General features: G+C 62.8%; 24 protein-coding genes and 1 other RNA gene. 14 read left to right on the top strand and 11 right to left on the bottom strand.

All coding sequences use genetic code 11. The features are described from left to right. Window positions 1–40 precede the first annotated feature (40 nt). Both ABD704_RS00945 and ABD704_RS00940 read left to right on the top strand, forming a co-directional pair. Window positions 41–466: a DUF4383 domain-containing protein gene (locus ABD704_RS00945; protein WP_344697819.1), complete on the top strand. Its 426-nt coding sequence runs from the start codon at window positions 41–43 to the stop codon at window positions 464–466. After that, window positions 463–1,527 carry a hypothetical protein gene (locus ABD704_RS00940; RefSeq protein ID WP_344697818.1) on the top strand — a complete coding sequence of 355 codons (1,065 nt, stop codon included), beginning with the start codon at window positions 463–465 and terminating at the stop codon, window positions 1,525–1,527. The genes ABD704_RS00945 and ABD704_RS00940 overlap by 4 nt, the downstream gene beginning before the upstream one ends. A gap of 3 nt (window positions 1,528–1,530) precedes the next feature. On the opposite strand, the gene ABD704_RS00935 is transcribed toward ABD704_RS00940, so the two are convergent. The 3 genes from ABD704_RS00935 to ABD704_RS00925 form a co-directional block, all read right to left on the bottom strand. Next, window positions 1,531–3,096 carry an FAD-binding oxidoreductase gene (locus ABD704_RS00935; protein WP_344697817.1) on the bottom strand — a complete coding sequence of 522 codons (1,566 nt, stop codon included), beginning with the start codon at window positions 3,094–3,096 and terminating at the stop codon, window positions 1,531–1,533. Then, window positions 3,093–4,049: an alpha/beta fold hydrolase gene (locus tag ABD704_RS00930; protein WP_344697816.1), complete on the bottom strand. Its 957-nt coding sequence runs from the start codon at window positions 4,047–4,049 to the stop codon at window positions 3,093–3,095. The genes ABD704_RS00935 and ABD704_RS00930 overlap by 4 nt, the downstream gene beginning before the upstream one ends. 89 nt (window positions 4,050–4,138) lie before the next feature. After that, window positions 4,139–4,798: a superoxide dismutase gene (locus tag ABD704_RS00925; protein WP_344697815.1), complete on the bottom strand. Its 660-nt coding sequence runs from the start codon at window positions 4,796–4,798 to the stop codon at window positions 4,139–4,141. A 157-nt stretch (window positions 4,799–4,955) separates the two neighbouring features. On the opposite strand from ABD704_RS00925, the gene ABD704_RS00920 reads away from it, so the two are divergent. Further along, window positions 4,956–5,528, top strand: coding sequence for a urate hydroxylase PuuD (locus ABD704_RS00920; RefSeq protein ID WP_344697814.1), 573 nt, complete (start codon window positions 4,956–4,958; stop codon window positions 5,526–5,528). 39 nt (window positions 5,529–5,567) lie between these two features. Here the strand turns inward: ABD704_RS00920 and pspF are convergent, their stop codons facing one another. Further along, window positions 5,568–6,623: a phage shock protein operon transcriptional activator gene (gene pspF, locus ABD704_RS00915; RefSeq protein WP_344697813.1), complete on the bottom strand. Its 1,056-nt coding sequence runs from the start codon at window positions 6,621–6,623 to the stop codon at window positions 5,568–5,570. Between the two features lie 188 nt (window positions 6,624–6,811). Between pspF and pspA the strand changes: the two genes are divergently transcribed. From pspA to ABD704_RS00865, 10 genes are all read left to right on the top strand, one after another. After that, window positions 6,812–7,480, top strand: a complete 669-nt coding sequence (gene pspA / locus ABD704_RS00910; protein ID WP_344697812.1) for a phage shock protein PspA — start codon at window positions 6,812–6,814, stop codon at window positions 7,478–7,480. 6 nt (window positions 7,481–7,486) lie between these two features. After that, window positions 7,487–7,756 carry an envelope stress response membrane protein PspB gene (gene pspB, locus ABD704_RS00905; protein WP_344697811.1) on the top strand — a complete coding sequence of 90 codons (270 nt, stop codon included), beginning with the start codon at window positions 7,487–7,489 and terminating at the stop codon, window positions 7,754–7,756. A gap of 60 nt (window positions 7,757–7,816) precedes the next feature. After that, window positions 7,817–8,206: an envelope stress response membrane protein PspC gene (gene pspC, locus ABD704_RS00900; RefSeq protein WP_344700446.1), complete on the top strand. Its 390-nt coding sequence runs from the start codon at window positions 7,817–7,819 to the stop codon at window positions 8,204–8,206. A 21-nt stretch (window positions 8,207–8,227) separates the two neighbouring features. Then, the gene (locus ABD704_RS00895; protein WP_344697810.1) at window positions 8,228–8,572 is read left to right on the top strand and encodes a hypothetical protein; all 345 of its coding nucleotides are present in this window, start codon (window positions 8,228–8,230) and stop codon (window positions 8,570–8,572) included. After that, window positions 8,573–8,875, top strand: coding sequence for a hypothetical protein (locus ABD704_RS00890; protein ID WP_344697809.1), 303 nt, complete (start codon window positions 8,573–8,575; stop codon window positions 8,873–8,875). Between the two features lie 53 nt (window positions 8,876–8,928). Further along, window positions 8,929–9,213 (top strand): hypothetical protein, encoded by a 285-nt coding sequence (locus ABD704_RS00885; RefSeq protein WP_344697808.1) that lies wholly within the window; start codon window positions 8,929–8,931, stop codon window positions 9,211–9,213. Between the two features lie 8 nt (window positions 9,214–9,221). Beyond that, window positions 9,222–9,512, top strand: a complete 291-nt coding sequence (locus tag ABD704_RS00880) for a hypothetical protein (protein WP_344697807.1) — start codon at window positions 9,222–9,224, stop codon at window positions 9,510–9,512. Next, window positions 9,509–9,760, top strand: a complete 252-nt coding sequence (locus ABD704_RS00875) for a hypothetical protein (protein ID WP_344697806.1) — start codon at window positions 9,509–9,511, stop codon at window positions 9,758–9,760. The genes ABD704_RS00880 and ABD704_RS00875 overlap by 4 nt, the downstream gene beginning before the upstream one ends. A gap of 17 nt (window positions 9,761–9,777) precedes the next feature. Continuing rightward, window positions 9,778–10,197, top strand: a complete 420-nt coding sequence (locus tag ABD704_RS00870; protein ID WP_344697805.1) for a SufE family protein — start codon at window positions 9,778–9,780, stop codon at window positions 10,195–10,197. 76 nt (window positions 10,198–10,273) lie between these two features. Next, window positions 10,274–10,687, top strand: coding sequence for a hypothetical protein (locus ABD704_RS00865; protein ID WP_344697804.1), 414 nt, complete (start codon window positions 10,274–10,276; stop codon window positions 10,685–10,687). A 3-nt stretch (window positions 10,688–10,690) separates the two neighbouring features. Here the strand turns inward: ABD704_RS00865 and ABD704_RS00860 are convergent, their stop codons facing one another. Both ABD704_RS00860 and rnpB read right to left on the bottom strand, forming a co-directional pair. Beyond that, the gene (locus tag ABD704_RS00860) at window positions 10,691–11,227 is read right to left on the bottom strand and encodes a J domain-containing protein (RefSeq protein ID WP_344697803.1); all 537 of its coding nucleotides are present in this window, start codon (window positions 11,225–11,227) and stop codon (window positions 10,691–10,693) included. Between the two features lie 56 nt (window positions 11,228–11,283). After that, window positions 11,284–11,671, bottom strand: an RNA gene (gene rnpB, locus ABD704_RS00855) — RNase P RNA component class A. 317 nt (window positions 11,672–11,988) lie between these two features. On the opposite strand from rnpB, the gene ABD704_RS00850 reads away from it, so the two are divergent. Continuing rightward, window positions 11,989–12,429 (top strand): hypothetical protein, encoded by a 441-nt coding sequence (locus ABD704_RS00850; protein WP_344697802.1) that lies wholly within the window; start codon window positions 11,989–11,991, stop codon window positions 12,427–12,429. An 81-nt stretch (window positions 12,430–12,510) separates the two neighbouring features. On the opposite strand, the gene ABD704_RS00845 is transcribed toward ABD704_RS00850, so the two are convergent. The 5 genes from ABD704_RS00845 to ABD704_RS00825 form a co-directional block, all read right to left on the bottom strand. Continuing rightward, the gene (locus tag ABD704_RS00845; protein ID WP_344697801.1) at window positions 12,511–12,675 is read right to left on the bottom strand and encodes a hypothetical protein; all 165 of its coding nucleotides are present in this window, start codon (window positions 12,673–12,675) and stop codon (window positions 12,511–12,513) included. A gap of 182 nt (window positions 12,676–12,857) precedes the next feature. Beyond that, window positions 12,858–13,481 carry an N-acetylmuramoyl-L-alanine amidase gene (locus ABD704_RS00840; protein ID WP_344700445.1) on the bottom strand — a complete coding sequence of 208 codons (624 nt, stop codon included), beginning with the start codon at window positions 13,479–13,481 and terminating at the stop codon, window positions 12,858–12,860. A gap of 91 nt (window positions 13,482–13,572) precedes the next feature. After that, window positions 13,573–14,445, bottom strand: a complete 873-nt coding sequence (locus ABD704_RS00835; protein ID WP_344697800.1) for a CheR family methyltransferase — start codon at window positions 14,443–14,445, stop codon at window positions 13,573–13,575. After that, a complete protein-coding gene (cheB, locus tag ABD704_RS00830; protein ID WP_344697799.1) occupies window positions 14,436–15,548 on the bottom strand; it encodes a chemotaxis-specific protein-glutamate methyltransferase CheB in 1,113 nt (370 codons plus the stop codon). The genes ABD704_RS00835 and cheB overlap by 10 nt, the downstream gene beginning before the upstream one ends. A gap of 9 nt (window positions 15,549–15,557) precedes the next feature. Next, window positions 15,558–15,923: a response regulator gene (locus ABD704_RS00825; RefSeq protein ID WP_028970807.1), complete on the bottom strand. Its 366-nt coding sequence runs from the start codon at window positions 15,921–15,923 to the stop codon at window positions 15,558–15,560. Window positions 15,924–15,959 lie beyond the last annotated feature (36 nt).

Genomic DNA, 15,959 nt, shown 5'->3' with positions numbered 1-15,959 from the left:
TACAGGCACATTGCATCCGGGGATTGGCTGGGGGGATGCAATGAAGACCGTGAGAGCTTTTGCCTGGGCTTACGCCCTGCTCTTCGTCGGCGTGACCACGCTCGGATACATTCCGGCCTTTCTCGACAGCCAGGGCAATCTATTCGGCCTGTTCAAGCTCCAATGGTGGGATGACGCGCTGCACCTCGGCTCCGGCCTGTGGGCGGCAATCGCTGCCTGGACGTCGTACGGCGCCAGCCGCACCTACTTCCGTATCTTCGGGCCGCTCTATTTCTTCGACGGCGTCCTCGGCCTGCTGACGGGCATGGGCTACCTCGACCTCGGCATCTTCCTTCACGGGCCGATGGCGATGCCGCTCTCGACACGCGTCGCCATGAACGTCCCGCACATCATGATCGGCGGCATCGCGATCCTGGTAGGCTACGCCCTCGCCAGGCGACCCGCGGAAACGCTCGCTACCGCGTGAAGCGCCGCTGGAAGGTCCTGCTCGGCGCGGGCGGCGTTCTGCTCGCGCTGGCGCTCGTGCCGATCGTCACGATCGAGACTAGGTGCCGCGCGCCCATCGAGGGCCTTCAGACGCAAGGCTACAAGCCGCAATCCCAAGACGCCGCCTGGCGCCGCGATGAAGCGCGGACGTGGCTCACCTACCCCGAATGGTACATCGTCTATTCGGCCGAAAGCTTCGGCCAGTTCCTCAAGGCGCGGCCTCCAAGCGGCTATCACTATGCCCGCGACATCCGCGGTTTCTGGTCCAGCTATTGCGCGATGAACCAGGCGGCCGCCGGACGCGCCGGCGCTGACGCGCGGATCATGCTTTACACGATCGGACTGAGCTATTCGGCAGAGCTGTTGGTCAAGGCGGCCTATGAGAACACCATCGGGCGCGTTTCCGAGGCGATAGGCGGCTATAGGAGCGACGACGATGCCTACGCCACGCGCGTACAGCAGCGCTATGCGACCTTCATGCATGAAACGCCGTGGTACGAATTTCCATTCGGCCAGGCTTTTTCGGACCTCTGGGGCACCAGGGAACCCCATGCGACATTCCGGCACTGGGAGCGTCGGCTGGCGCTGAGCGGGGAATATGGCGTCAAGGCCGGCTACGCAAAGGCGATTGGGGCGGCGTCAGGCGCCAGTCTCGGCCGCGACGAACATACGCTGAGGATGATCGTTCGCGGTAATCCTCAGACGGTCGATAGCCGGTTCAAGTTTATCGGGCCGGCCGGGAAAGGCCTGCTGACCGTTGAGGCGCCGCGCTACGCGCAGTTCACGGACCTGCTTACAAAGCTATCGGCGAGCCGCGTGGAGCTCGTGGAGATCAGCGGGAACGACGACATCTTCGTCACGCTCCTGCTGCCGCCCAAAGCGGCCGTGCCCGGACCCGGCACGCACCTCATCACGACGGAGCTAGACGATCCCGCAGGCTGGCGCCGTGTCGGCGTATCGACCAAGGTCGCCGACGTGCTGGACATCATCCGCCGGACGCAGGCCGAAGGCGGCCGTCTCGAGCACGTTTACGATTATTGAGCCCTAGCCAAGTGCCGGGGCGTAGCGCTCGTACCAGGTGTTTCGGAACATGCCGGCCGGGTCCCACTTGCGCTTCTCCGCAAAGAAGCCGCGGATCTGCGGATAGGATGCTTCAAGCTGCTCGGGCGTGTAATGGAGCTGGTAAGGCAGGAAGAACCGCCCGCCCTGCGCCTTCGCCAGGTCAATCAGCGCACTCGTCAGCCGCTGCATCCTAGGATTGCCGTCAGCATCGGTACGTTGGTTGAAATAGAGAACAACCGAGTACGCCGGCTGCGGCGCGTAAGTGAGGAAGTTGTCCTCTTTGCCGACGACGCGCACTGACGCGTTCAACAGGTTTGCATCTTGGCCGCGCACGATCTCACGCAAACCATTCACGAACGGGATCAACCGGTCGCGCGGAATGAAATATTCATGAAGGATATCCGTGTCGTTCTTCAGATGGTTTCTGAGGTACGGCACGCTGTCGTGCATGGGGTCGTTGCGCGATACCAGGCACGCCTCGGCATCGTGCATCGCCTGAGCGCGCGTGACGGTGCAGGTTTCAAACCGATGCTCCAGGTTCTTTTCCGACCACCATTTCAGGCTCTGGAACACCGGGCCCTTCTTGGCGAGGTTCACGGTCAGGCGCCGCATCTTCACCGATCCGACCTCGCCAAGCGGCGCCCGGGTCATGCCCGCTTCGTTCGTATGCCGGTAAGTGTAGATCAGGGCTTCATCCAGCAAAGAGCCGGGTGCCGTGGACAGGTGCGTGTACATTAGGCCGACATTCGGATCGGCGATGATCTTCGCGAGGCGCGCAGGCAGGTCCTTCATGGCCACGAGCTCGCGCCCGGACTCGTAAATGTCGTTGGGCACGACCTGCAACTCCGCCGACAGGATCACACCAAACAGGCCATAGCCGCCGACGATCAGGTGGAAGAGATCGGCATTCTCCTCCGGTGAAACGGTCAGCGCCCGCCCGTCCGCAAGCATCACGCGAAGCGAGCGGATCGAACCCATGAGCGCCCCGGCCTGATGGTCCATCCCGTGAGCATTGACGGAGATCGACCCGCCGACCGTGAAGATGTCGGTCGACTGCATCGCCTTCACCGCGAAACGCGGGTGGATCGCCTTCTGGATGTCGTGCCAAGTGGCGCCGCCGCCGACCGTGACGGTCGAGCTTTCCGGGTTAAGCTCGATCCGGTTCATGTGCCGCATGTCGAGCATAATCCCGCCCCGACGGAAGGCATGCCCGCCCATGCTATGCCGCACGCCAGCCGGTGAGACGGTGAGACCAGCCGCGCGCGCGTACGCCAGAGTGTCAGCGACCTCTTTCTCGCTGTGTGGGCTGACGATCCCGGCGACCGGCGTGCGGCTAAGGCAGCTGGCGTCGTTCACGGAGCCGCCCTTCTGCGCCCACGCAGGCTCCGGCTTAGCGGGTCGGGCAGCTTCGCCAGGCAGCGGCGGAAGGACGTCGCCGCAATCCTTCTCGCGCTCCGGTTCCGCCGCGAGCGGCGCCAAAGCGACGGCAACGCCCGCGGCCGCCAAGGCAATCACCGACGCGCCGATCAGCAACTTCTTCCGCCTCATCGTTCCCCCTTCGTCAGATCGGCGAGCGATTGGTCCAGCGCTACCTCGAAGCGCTGTGGATCTTCTATGTGCGGGATATGGCCCACACTCGGCAGCACGCGCAGCGCACGCGCGTGAGTAAGCGCAGCGATGCGCTGTCCCTGCGGCAGTGGCGTGACGCTGTCCCTAGCGCCCCAGATGAGCGCCACGGGAACCTCGATGGCCGAGAGCTTAGCGCTCTCACGGCTCCACGCACCGTCCTGCTTGGTCAATAGGTTGGGCAGCCATGCGGCATAGGCGGATGTCGTGCCGCTGCGCTGCATTGGCTCGCGCAGCACCGGAATCCTTTTATGCGCCTGATCCTTGCGGTAGATCATCGATCGCAGGAAGGGCTCGACCGCGTTCGGATTGGTGATCGCGGCAGCGGCCGTGACCTGCGCAAGCGGATTGAATTCCAACGCCTTGGCGGTGGTAGTTTCCGACTTCGGATCAAGTTCGCCCAACGCGGCATCGACGAGCACGACGCCTCGGAGCTGCTCGGGATGCCTCAGCGCCAATTCCGTCACCGATCCGGCGCCAAAGCTGTGACCCAAAATGATCGGAGGCTTCCCCAGCGCCGCGGCGACCGCCGACAACCGTTTCGCCTGACTTACACGATCGTAACGACCCGCCGCATCGTGATCGGACCACCCGAAGGGCGGCAAATCGATCGCCACCACCCGCCAGCCACGCTGCGCCAGATGCGTGGCAATCTCGCTCCAGAAACCGCTCCACGCGGCAGTCCCGTGGACCAGGATGATCGGCGGCCCGTTCGCCGGACCGCTGACACGCGCGGCAACACCGCCAAGCGGTGTCTGGAAGCGCATCGTCTCCTTCGGCGGCGCTACGTCTTGCTCGCGCAGCGATGCGGCGGCGCGGAGGATCAGCAGCAGGACGAGGATGAAAAGGAGAAATGCGAGGGCCAAGCGCAGCACTGCCGCGCCGGCTCGAGCGACCCACGGCCGTCTTGCCTCACCCGCCCCCATGCAACAGCTATGGCAGGGCGGGTGAGCTTATTGCAAGGTCAGGTCGTCAGCTCCGGCGACCGGGCTTCGGACCCTTCCTGGTTGGCGCGATCGAAGCCCTTACCGTCGAGGTTTTGGGCAACGAAGTCCCAGTTCACGATGCTCGACAGCACCGTCTGCGCAAAGCGCGGCCGCTCGTTGCGATAGTCGATGTAATAAGCATGCTCCCACACATCGAGCGTGAAGAGCGGCACCATGCCCTCGTGAACGATCGGCGTGTCCGCGTCGTGGAGCGACGTAATCTTCAGGAGATCGCGATCGAGCACGAGCCATGCCCAGCCGTTGGAGAAGTGATTGACCGCTTCTTCCTGTAGCTTCTGGAGCAGCTGCTCCTCGCTGCCGAACGCATCGGAAATCAGCTCGGCAAGCCTGCCACTCGGCTTCTGTCCCTGCGACGGCGCGAGGCATTGCCAGAAGAAGCTGTGGTTCCACAGCTGCGCGCTGTTGTTGAACAGCTTGTTGTTGCCCGCGGACTTAGCGTCGCGGACGACGTCGATCAGCGATGCGCCGCTGAGTTGCTGCTGGTCGGCGATCAGCTCGTTGGTCTTGGTGACGTAAGCGCGGTGATGCTTCCCCCAATGAAATTCGAGGGTTTCGGCCGACATGACCGGCGCAAGGGCATCTTTGGCGAATGGAAGGTCGGGCAGCTGGAAGGGCATTTTCAGGGCAACTCCTTGAACTGTCGGAGAAACGCCGCAGCCGCGACGAAGCTCCACGAAAGGCCCCCGCCCCTTGGACTTGCCACATGCTTGCGCGCGCCGGAATTTCAACCCTAGAAACGACAGCGAAACGATCGTTTGCGACGAGGGGGTGGATATGGGGAAATTTTTCGAAAATCTGGGACTGGTACTGTTCGCCGGGCTTGCGCTGGCGGTGCTGCTCATCGTCTTCCCGGATTCGGGCTATCGCGCGCCTACGGGAGAGCTGCTGAACGGTCTTTTGCAGTGGGGCCACGTCTTCTTCGGCATCACGTGGATTGGCCTGCTCTACTACTTCAACTTCGTGCAAATCCCGACCATGCCCAGCGTTCCCGCGGAGCTGAAGCCGGGCGTGTCGAAGTACATCGCGCCGGCCGCTCTGTTCTATTTCCGCTGGGGCGCCGCGTTCACCGTGCTGACCGGCCTGCTGCTGGCCTGGTCGTACAGCGAGCTGAAGGAAGCGCTGATGCTTCAAGAGCCTGCGCGTTTGATCGGCATCGGCATGTGGCTGGCGCTGATCATGGCCTTCAATGTCTGGGCGATCATCTGGCCGAACCAGAAGAAGGCGCTGGGTATCGTTCCGGCAGAGGACGCCGCCAAGGCGAAGGCAGCGCGGACCGCGATGATTTTCTCGCGGACGAACACCCTGCTGTCGATCCCGATGCTGCTGGCGATGACCAACGCGCACTAAGGCTAGGGGCACACCGCGGCATTAAGACGGTCCAACCGGCTAAGCCGCGGTGTCCTGCAGCTTGTGCCGCTTCAGTGCGTGCCGCAGCTGGTCATAACTGAGGCCTAGTGCCGCCGCCGTCGCCCGCTGATTGAAACGATTGCGGCGTAGCGCGTCCTCGAGAAGCTGGCGCTCGTACGCCGATACGGCGCCGCGGAAGTCATTGGTAGAGATTGCTTCCGGGGCGGCAGAAACAAGGTGAAGCGCCTGCGCTGGCTCTTCGCTTGTGTCGGAATCCTGCGTTACTGACCCCGCCTGGACGGCCGCCGATCCCACCGGACTCCAGGGCGAATAAAATGGGTCAAAGGTAATCTCGTCGATTGGGCGCTCGGGATCCTCGTGGCGATAAACCGCGCGCTCGACCACGTTCCTGAGCTCGCGCACATTTCCGGGCCAAGAATAATTCTCAAGGGCCGCCACGGCGCGCGAGCTGAAGCCTGGCCAGTTGGGCCAGTCCAGCTCCACGGCCATCCGACGCCCGAAATGCTCCGAAAGCACTGGGATGTCGCCCTGGCGCACCCGCAAGGGGGGAAGTGTGATCACCTCAAAGGAAAGCCGGTCGAGAAGGTCGGCGCGGAATTTTCCACGGTCAACCTGCGCGGGAAGATTTTCATTGGTTGCCGCGACGATGCGCACGTCCACGGTAATCGGCTTGGAGGCACCGATCCGCGTGATTTCGCCATATTCGACCGCGCGCAGCAGACGATCCTGCGCAGGCATCGACAAGGTACCGAGCTCATCGAGGAACAGGGTGCCGCCGTCAGCTTCCTCGAAGCGGCCATGGCGTGTCTTCGCCGCGCCGGTAAAGCTCCCCGCCTCGTGCCCGAACAGCTCCGCCTCGATGAGATTCTCGGGAAGCGCCGCGCAATTCATGATGATCAGCGGTCCGGCCCATCGCGGCGACAAGTGATGAAGGCGCTCGGCAATCAGCTCCTTGCCCGTTCCACGCTCGCCGATGACGAGCACCGGGCGGTTGAGCGGCGCGGCACGGCTGGCACGCTCGACCGCGTCGAGAAACGGCAGGCTCTGCCCGATGAATTGATCCGCCCGCTCCATCTGCCCTTCAACCCGAAAACTGCCCGACTGTTGGTGGCAAATCCCACCATTTGGCAAGGATTTTCAGGTGAATTCCCCTCGAAAAATAGCAAAAATATTGAAAATCAGCCGAGTGTGCGATTCTGGCACGACGCCTGCATAGGGAAGAGGCAAGTTTAGGGCCCTAATTCGATTACCGGAGTGACTGAATGAGTATCTTTTCCCGGACTCGGGATATCTTCGCGGCGAACATCACCGAGATGCTCGACCGGTCGGAAGACCCGGCGAAGATGATCCGAATGGTCATCCTCGAAATGGAGGAGACTTTGGTCGAGGTTCGCGCCTCGGCCGCGCGCTGCATCGCTGACGGCAAGGAAATGCGCCGCGCGCTGTCGCGTCTCGAGGAACTGCAGGCAGGCTGGACTGAAAAGGCCGAGCTCGCGCTGTCAAAGGACCGGGAGGACCTCGCCAAGGCTGCGCTGATCGAGCGCCAGAAGGCCGCCGACATGGGCGAAGGCCTCCGCGGCGAGATCAAGACCATCGACGATACGCTCAGAAGCTACGAGGCGGACATCTCCAAGCTGCAGGGCAAGCTTCGCGAAGCCCGTGCGCGCCAGAACGCGATCCAATCGCGGTTCGAAAGCGCCGTTACGCGCGGCAGGGCTCGCGAGCTTTTGAACGGTAGCCGCACCGAGGATGCGTTCTCCAAGTTCGAGATTCTCGAGCGCCGTGCCGACTTTGCCGAAGGCCGCGCCGACGCATTGGGTATGACGGGGCCGAAGAGCCTCGAAGAAGAAATTGCCGAGCTGAGGGCTTCAGAGTCGGTGGATGCCGAGCTTGAAGCCATGAAGGCCGCGCTGAAGGCCAAGGGGAAGTAAGAGAATATGGATCACGACTTGATTCCGATCTTTGCCATTGTGGCACTGTTCATCGGCCTGCCATGGCTGATCTTTCACTACGTCACCAAGTGGAAGACTGCCGCTACGCTGACCTCGGGCGATGAGAAGCTGCTAGACGAGCTTCATGACGCGGCCCGGCGGCTCGACGACCGCCTCTGCACCATCGAGCGCATCATGACGGCGGAGAACCCGAACTGGCGGCAGCAGTGCCTCCCTGGCCGCGACAACCAGCGCCTTCTGGCGGACGGAGAATAAGCGATGGTCGACGACTATCCCCTTCCTGAGCATCGCTACGATCCAGGCCGCGACCGGTACATGACGGAGCAGCCGGCCAGCCGCACGCGCTTCTATCGCGACAAGCAGCACGGCAAGGTGATGGGCGTCTGCGCCGGCATCGCCGATTACACGGGTTTCGACGTCGCGCTCGTCCGGATCTGCTTCCTGGCCGCCGTTTTTATGAGCGGCGGTGGCGTCCTGCCCTTTTACTTCATTGCGGGCTGGGTTGCGCCGACCAAGCCGACAACGCTCGACTACGAAGATCGCGAAGACCGCAAGTTCTGGCAGGGCGTCCGCGCTTCGCCGAAGCGCGCTGCCGGCGACATCAGGTCGCGGTTCAAGGACATCGATCGCCGCCTCGCCGACATCGAAAGCTATGTGACGACCGAAAACCGCTCGCTGGCGCGAGAGATCGAGCAGCTGCGCTAACCGAGCATAAAGGGGGAAGTCATGGATCCGGAAGTCGTCCAGGTATTTAACTTCGTGATGAGGATCCTGCCCCTGGTGGTGATTATCGTCGCTCTCGGCGTTGGCGGTTCGCTTCTGCACACCTGGCTTAGGATCAAGAACGGCTATCCGCTTCAGAACAGCTGGGGCATGCCGATCCACCCTAAGACCGACCAGGAATCGATCGAGCGGATCAAGCTGCTCACGACCGAAAATGCGCAGCTCCGCGCCGAGCTCGGCTCGATCAAGGACCGGCTGCAAAATGTCGAGCGCATCGTTACCGACGAGCCGACCAAGCTCAGCAAGGAAATCGAAGCCCTCGCCCACACCGACACGCGGAGACAATGAATGCACGACCAGTTCGGAATCATCATCCTCGCGCTGATCGTCGTCGGTCTGCCGACCATCCTGCTGATGGTCATTGCCAACCGCTGGTTCAGGTATCGCGAAAAGAGGCTTGAGGTCGAAGCTGGCAATGCCGCCGAGAAGGCCGCCCAATACGCATCACGCTCTTATGAGCTCGAAGACCGGGTGCGCGTACTTGAACAGATCGTCACCGATCGCGGCGCCGATACCGCGGCGCAGATCGAGGCGCTGCGACAGCCGGTGCGCCGGGTCGGCAGCAAGTCCGCGGTATCGCCCGATGCTTGATTTGCGAATCCGCCACCACGACATCACTCGAAGCAGCACGGAGACGGGGCAGAATGGATAATATCGCCAGCTGGATCTGGGTACTGATCCCGCTCGCCGCGATCGGCATTGCGCCGTTCAAGATGTGGCTTCGTCTGAAAGAGAAACAGATGGACTCACAGACCAACCTCGCTGCCGAGAAAAGCGCTCAATATGCGCAGCATATGGAACGGGTAGAGGAGCGTCTTCGCGTTCTTGAGCAGATCGTCACGGATCGCGGCGTTGAGACGGCGGCGCAGATCGAAGCGCTGCGCGATCGCCCCAGAACCCTGACCGACGTCTCCGCCGGCAACAGGTAGAGTTCGCCATGGATCCCTCGCTTCTCATCTTTTTCGTCATCGTGGTGGCGATTCCGGTTCTTGGCGGCGTGGCCCTGAGCGCCTTTCAGCGCTGGCTGCTGCACAAGGAAAAGATGGGAGCGCTGATCGCCCAGCAGACTGCCGAAAAAGCCGCGCAATACGCCTCTCACGTCGAACGCATCGAAGCGCGTTTGCGGGTCCTTGAGCAGATTGCCACGGATGGCGGCGCTCAGACCGCCGCGCAGATCGAAGCGCTTCGCGAACACGCCCGCATTCCGACCGGAGAAAACCCGCAATGAACCCGCCAGAGTTTGTCATCGTCATCATCGCGATGGTGTTCATCTTCAGCATCGTGAAGCACAAAATGGGCATCCCCTCCCGCTCGATGAGGGAGATGCGGGGCGATGCGCCGGTCGATGGTCCGGAGACGCTCCGCCTTCGCGAGGAAGTGCAGGAGCTCAAGGAGCGCATAAAGGTTCTCGAGCGCATCACCGTCGAGAAAGAGAATAGCCTCGCCAAGGAAATCGAGTCGCTCCGCGACCGCTAGGCGTGTAGGTCGCGGCCATGTCTGGCCTCCCTGCCCTCCATGACATCCTCGAGGAATATCAGCTGGTCGAGGCGGAGGACCGCTATCGGCTGCTGATCGATCTCGGGCGTCAGCTCGAGCCAATGCCCGAGCCCCTGAAGACCGACGCCACCAAGGTCCGTGGCTGCTCAGCGTCCGTGTGGGTCTATCCGACGGCGAAGGACGGCCGGCTGCATTTCCTTGCCGATAGCAACGCGGCCATCACCAAGGGCATCGTCGCGCTCGTGCTGAGCTCGGTGCAGGACAAGCCTGCGGTCGAAGTCGCGCAGCTGGACGTCGCTGCAGCGCTAGCGCCCTTCGAGCTTTCGAAGCATCTCAGCGCCAATCGGACGCAGGGCATCCCCAACATGATCGCGCTCGTGAAGAGCACTGCGGAACGATACGCGCAGACCGCCTGACGCATCCGCAAATGGAAGATTAACGACCCTTGTGGCAACATCGTCGAGCCGGAATGGCCCGGCGCCGGGGAGCGAAATGGAAAACGACTCAATCCGATCCAGCGGGGCGGATACATTGGTCGAAATCTGGATCGAAGGTAAGCTTCGCTCCGTGTGCATCTCGCAGCAGGCGATCGGCGCATACGTCGGCTTTGAAAAAGCATCCGGCATGTCCGACCGCGACCGAAGCGAGTTCGTCAGAGCTCATTTGCCGCTGATCGTCTCGGCCGCGAAAGCCAAGCTCCTCGAATCGAACCTGGCCGCGGACAATGTGGTAATCGACGTCGACGATCTGCCGCGCGACGATGGCGCGAAAGGCAACCGGCGCAAGGCGGAACGCCGTAAGACCGATCGCCGCAGGTCCAACCAGCCGAGAGGCGCGCTTCCCGATCGCAGGCGCAGTGACCGGCGGCAGGGCGAGAGGCGCAGCCCGCCCCCCAAACAGGACTAGTTCCTAGGCCTTGGCGTTCTTCCGCTCTTCCGCCTTCTTCAGTACGTCGTAGGCGGCCTGCACCTGCTTGAACCGCTTGGCGGCCTCCTCGTCGCCGCGATTGGCGTCCGGGTGGGTTTCTTTCACCAGCTTGCGATGCGCGGCCTTGATCGCGGTGAAGTCGGCGTCGCTGTCGAGGTCTAGCGCGCTCAAGGCGCGCATCTCGTCGCGGCTGCGGCTGCCGTCGCCCGGCCCACCCCAGCTCCAGTGCGCTGACTTCTTGAATGCCGAGGCATCGCTCTCTTCGTCCGCCGCGCGCTTCGCCGCTTCCTCGGCGGTGAGCCCGGCGAAATAATTCCAATTCCGGTTGTACTCGGCGGCGTGGCTCTCGCAGAAATACCAGCGCTCCGGGCTGTTCGGCGCCTTGGGCGCGGGCCTGTCGCCGACTTCCGTGCAGCCTTCGCGGTCGCACAGCCGGATTCTTGCCGCATGCCGTCCCTTGTCCCCGTAGGACCGCCAGCGGGGGAAGCCCCAATCGTCCGATCTGTTCTGCCGAGCCATGACTTCCTGCGGTGTAGGGTGCCGTCCACCATATGGCGAGCGCGCGAATCGACGAATTTGCCAGAGGGCCTGTAAGCCGGGTTCTGTCCGTCGCGCCGAAGCGTGACTGGGCGACCATTCATCTAGGAGACGGGTTGCCCCGCCCCTCAAGCAACCAACCCGGGCGACGGGCCGGAACCAGGCCCATATGCCGCCCCTATTCGGTCTTGCACCCGGTGGGGTTTACCGTGCCGGCCCTGTTGCCGGGACCGCGGTGCGCTCTTGCCGCACCCTTTCGACCTTACCTGGCCGAAGCCGGGCGGTGTCCTTTCTGTGGCACTATCCCTGATCCGCCTTCGCACGAAGCTATTGGCCAACCGCCGGGCGTTACCCGGCACCGTAGTTCCGTGGAGCCCGGACTTTCCTCGTGGAAGCAAGCTTCCCCGCGGCCGCCCGGCCCTCTGGCAAGCGCGATATAGGGGAAGGATGGGTCCGTTGCCAGTCAACGGCGCAGTGGCAGCTTTGGGTCGAAACCTGCCACGGCAGTTTTGTGTGGAAGGAAGACAATGGCCCGAGGGCAAAAACGGGTCTGAAAGCAGAAATTCGTGGGTGCGCGGAATTGCCCCACTCAAGTCATCGCGACCCGGCGTCAAATCGATTAACTTTGCGTTATCTCGAAAAGAGTGGTTCAACCCAAGAGGGGTGGTCGATCCTGGGCAGCTATGCCCTCATTGCGCGCCGCCCGGGTGCGGGCGATCGTCCCGCAGTTAAGGGGAAAATCTATGTTCAGATCGATGCTGGTCGCGCTTGGCGCGGCCTCGATGGCCTATGCCGTTCCAGCGAGCGCTCAGGAATTCCCGCTGCAGGGTGGCAACTACTGGACCGTCGCGGAAGTTTCGATCGATGACGGTCACGCCGGCGACTATGCCGATCATCTTGCGGGTGCCTATCGCAAGACAGAGGATTTCGCGAAGTCGAAAGGCTGGATCAAAAATTACTACATTCTCTCCAACGTCAATAAGCGCGCCGGAGAGCCGGACCTTTATCTGGTCACGATTTCGGACCACCTGACCAACGTGGCAGAGGACGAGGCTCGGTCCAAAGAGATGAACGCATATCTCGCGACGAGTGCGCGACAGGAAGATGCACAGAGCGGCGCTCGCGCCAAGTTCCGCCACTTGGGCGGCTCGATGCTTCTGCAGGAATTGAATTACAGGAAATGACACTTCGCGGGGGCGCGTCTGCGTCCCCGCATCATGCCTCACTGAGGTGATCGATTGCGCCTCGCCGAGATGCAGTCGCGATCATGCCTTCTCCGGAATGAAGATCGACTCACAGCTGTCCACATCGGCAAGAAATTCCTTACTGATATTGTCCGGCTGGATCGGCTTGATCCCCAGCCCATCGGCAATCTTTTTTGACACGGGCATGTTCGCCGCCCAGACTTGATTGACGCCCAATGCCGTCACCAGATGCCGGTAGATCGTCCGTCGATCATCGATCGATACTGGGCCGTCTAGGTCGTAGCCCTTGATCGCTTGCCACGCCTCCCGTCCGCCGCTTACCTCGACGCAAGGTCAACAAGTGAAGGAAGTGGAAGGACACCCATTTCGACCCCCTGCGCCGTGTGAACTTCGCTTACTTCACCATCTTATTGCGGGCGCGGCAGCAGCAGCGCGAGCAACTTCGCCCGGCACTCGCCGTCGATGACGCCGTCGATCAGGTCCGGGCGGAAGCGGCGCTGGAAGGCGATCACGGCCTTCTTCTCGTCCGTGACGTCGTAGCCGAAGCGCTCGAGTGCGAGGAGGAAGCCGGCGTCGGTCCAATAGGGGTCGATCAGGTCGCGCGTCGGGCTGGGCAGTGCGAGCCGCCGCTTTGCGAGAGCATGCCAGGGAAACAGCTCGCCCGGATCCTCCTTGCGCGCCGGAGCGACGTCGGAATGGCCGACGACGTTGCCGCGCCCGATCCCGTGCCGTTCCTTGATGTCGGCGACGAGCGGGATGAGCGAGGCGATCTGCTCGTCGGGGAATTCACGATAGCCGAACTCGTGGCCGGGATTGACGATCTCAATGCCGACGCTTGCCGAATTGACGTCCGTCATCCCGCGCCAGCGCGACTTGCCGGCGTGCCAGGCGCGCTTGTCCTCGTCGACCAAGCGATAGATCGTCCCGTCTTCGTCGACGAGATAATGACAGGAAACCTTGGCATCCGGCGACCGCAAGCGGTCAAGCGCCCCCTGCCCGTCCGGCATCCCCGTGTAATGAAGCACGATCATCGAGACCGGCAGCAGCCGGTCATCGAAGTTCGGTGATGGAAGGTCGATGCAGTCGAGCACGGCGCAATGGCACACGGCAATGGCTGTTGGGTCAACCCCCGATGGCGCGCCGATCGGTCCCGATGCGTTTTTCGACGCGGCTGCCGTCGCCGGTGAGGCGGTACAGGCCGCGCGCTTCAACGTCGGCGCCGAGCTTGTTCGTCTGTCCGATCACCGTTTCACCGGCGCCGAGCATCAGCCAACCGTCCTCCGCCATGCCGGCGGCGATGCGCTCGAAGGCGAGCGTCTTCTTTTCCGGGTTCAGGTAGAGGAGAACGTTGCGGCAAAGGACGATGTCGAATCCCATCGGGTGTGGCGGCGGTTCGAGCAAATTGTGAACCTGGAAGCGCAGCGGCTTGCGCAGGCTTTCCACGGCCCGCCATCCGTCGCCGGACTCCTCGAACCATTTGATCATCTGGTTGATGCCGAGCCCGCGCTGAACTTCGAACTGGCTGTAAGCGCCAAGGCGCGCCCGCTCCACGCACGACGTCGAGACATCCGTGCCCAGGATATCGATCGTCCAGCCTGCCCACTTCTCCGGCTCTTCGGCGAAGAGCATCGACAGCGAATAGACTTCCTGTCCTGTCGAGCAGCCGGCGGACCAGATGCGGAGGCGCTTCGTCCCGCTGCGGCGCTTGGCGAGTTCCGGCAGCGCATAGCGTTGGAGCAGGTCGAACGGCGCGCGGTCGCGGAAGAAATAGGTTTCGTTGTTGAGCAACGCTTCGACGACCTGCTGCGACAAACTTGGCTCCTTGCCCATGACGAGGATGGTGATGAGTTCGTCGAGCGTCCCGATCCCGCGTTCACGCATGAGCGAGGAGAGGGCCGTCTCAATCCGCCAGCGGCGGCTTAACGTTAGCTGTTGGCCGGTACGCGCCTCGAGCAGGCCGGCCAGGATCCGGCTGGAACTGTCGCTTATTTGCACCCAGGCTGCTCCTCGGTTCGGGAAGCGACACGCCGCGCAATCTTGTCCGGCGGCAAGACAGCGCAGGCGAGACCGGCGTCCAGCACGGCCTTAGGCATGCCCCAGACCGCGCTGCTCGCCTCGTCCTGCGCGATGACGGAACCGCCGCAGGCGACCATCCGTGCAGCGCCTTCAACGCCGTCGCGGCCCATCCCCGTCAGGATGACGCCAACAGCGCCTGAGCCGTAGACGGCGCCGATCGACGCGAACATCGGATCGACGGACGGCATGCACCCGCTCGCCGTGCGTCCGTGAGTGAGGCGAATGACAATGGACTTGCCCGCCGGCTCAAGCGTCAGATGCGCGTCCCCCGGCGCAACGTAGATACGGTCGGCGCGGATCTGCATGCCATCTTGTGCGACAAGGCATTCGCGATGCGCGACGACGCCGAGCTGGCGCGCGAAGACCGGCATGAACGGCCCCGGAAGATGCTGCGTCACCAGGATCGGTACGCCGATCTTCTTGGGCAGCGAATGAAAGAATGCGCCCAGCGAATGAATGCCGCCCGTCGAGGCGCCAATCGCGAGAATATCGATCGGGTCGCTGGGCATCGCTCGAAGCGGCGGCTGCGCGCTCAACGAACGCTGCGGTGCGGGCTCGAGGATCGGCGCTGCCGCGTGCCCCAGAGCCTTGAGCTTGCCGATCAGCACTTCCGAGAAGCGGCCGTAGAAATTGCCCTTGCCGGGCTTGGGCAGCGTGTCCGCCGCACCCTTGGCCAGCGCCGCGACGGTTTGCTCGGCACCTTCCTCGGCCAGCGAGGAGACGATCATGACCTTGGCACCCGCAGCGGCGGCGATAACCTTGGGCAGCGCTTCGAGCCCGCCGGCTCCAGGCATCTCGAGGTCGAGCAGCACTACGTCGACGCGGACCTGGTCCAGCGCCTCGATCGCGTGCTCCGCGGTTCCAGCGACTGCGACGATTTCGAATGCGGGGTCGGCTTCGATCATGCGCGACAAAACCGCGCGCGCTACCGTTGAATCGTCGACGATCATTAGCCTGATCGGCTTGCTGCGCGGTCGCGCTCCTTCGAAGCGGTCCCGCGATCTGGCGAGCGCCCGCTCCACCCCAGGGGCTTACGCTACGCCGACGAGCTGAAGCTTGATGTGAAGCGTCTCACGGTCGAACGGCTTCATCACATATTCGTCGGCGCCCGCTTCGAGCGCCGCGCGGATGTGCGCCATGTCGTTCTCGGTCGTGCAGAACACGACCTTCGGCTGGTCGGAATGACCGCGCTGGCGAAGCATCTTGAGGAATTCCATGCCGCTCATGACGGGCATGTTCCAATCGAGCAGCACGACGTCGGGCATCTTGGCTTCGCAACGCGAAAGGGCTTCCTGTCCGTCCCCCGCTTCCTCCACCTCGAACTCGAGCGTCTCGAGGATATGCCGGGCGACCTTACGGATCACCTTGGAGTCGTCGACAATCAAACAACTTTTCATGCTTGGCATTCCCCGCTTCGATGCCGTCTGATTAAA

The organism is Sphingomonas limnosediminicola, assembly GCF_039537965.1.
Lineage (GTDB): Bacteria > Pseudomonadota > Alphaproteobacteria > Sphingomonadales > Sphingomonadaceae > Sphingomicrobium > Sphingomicrobium limnosediminicola.
Note: the sequence above shows the minus strand (reverse complement) of the source record. Positions and strands in the feature narration are given on the sequence as shown.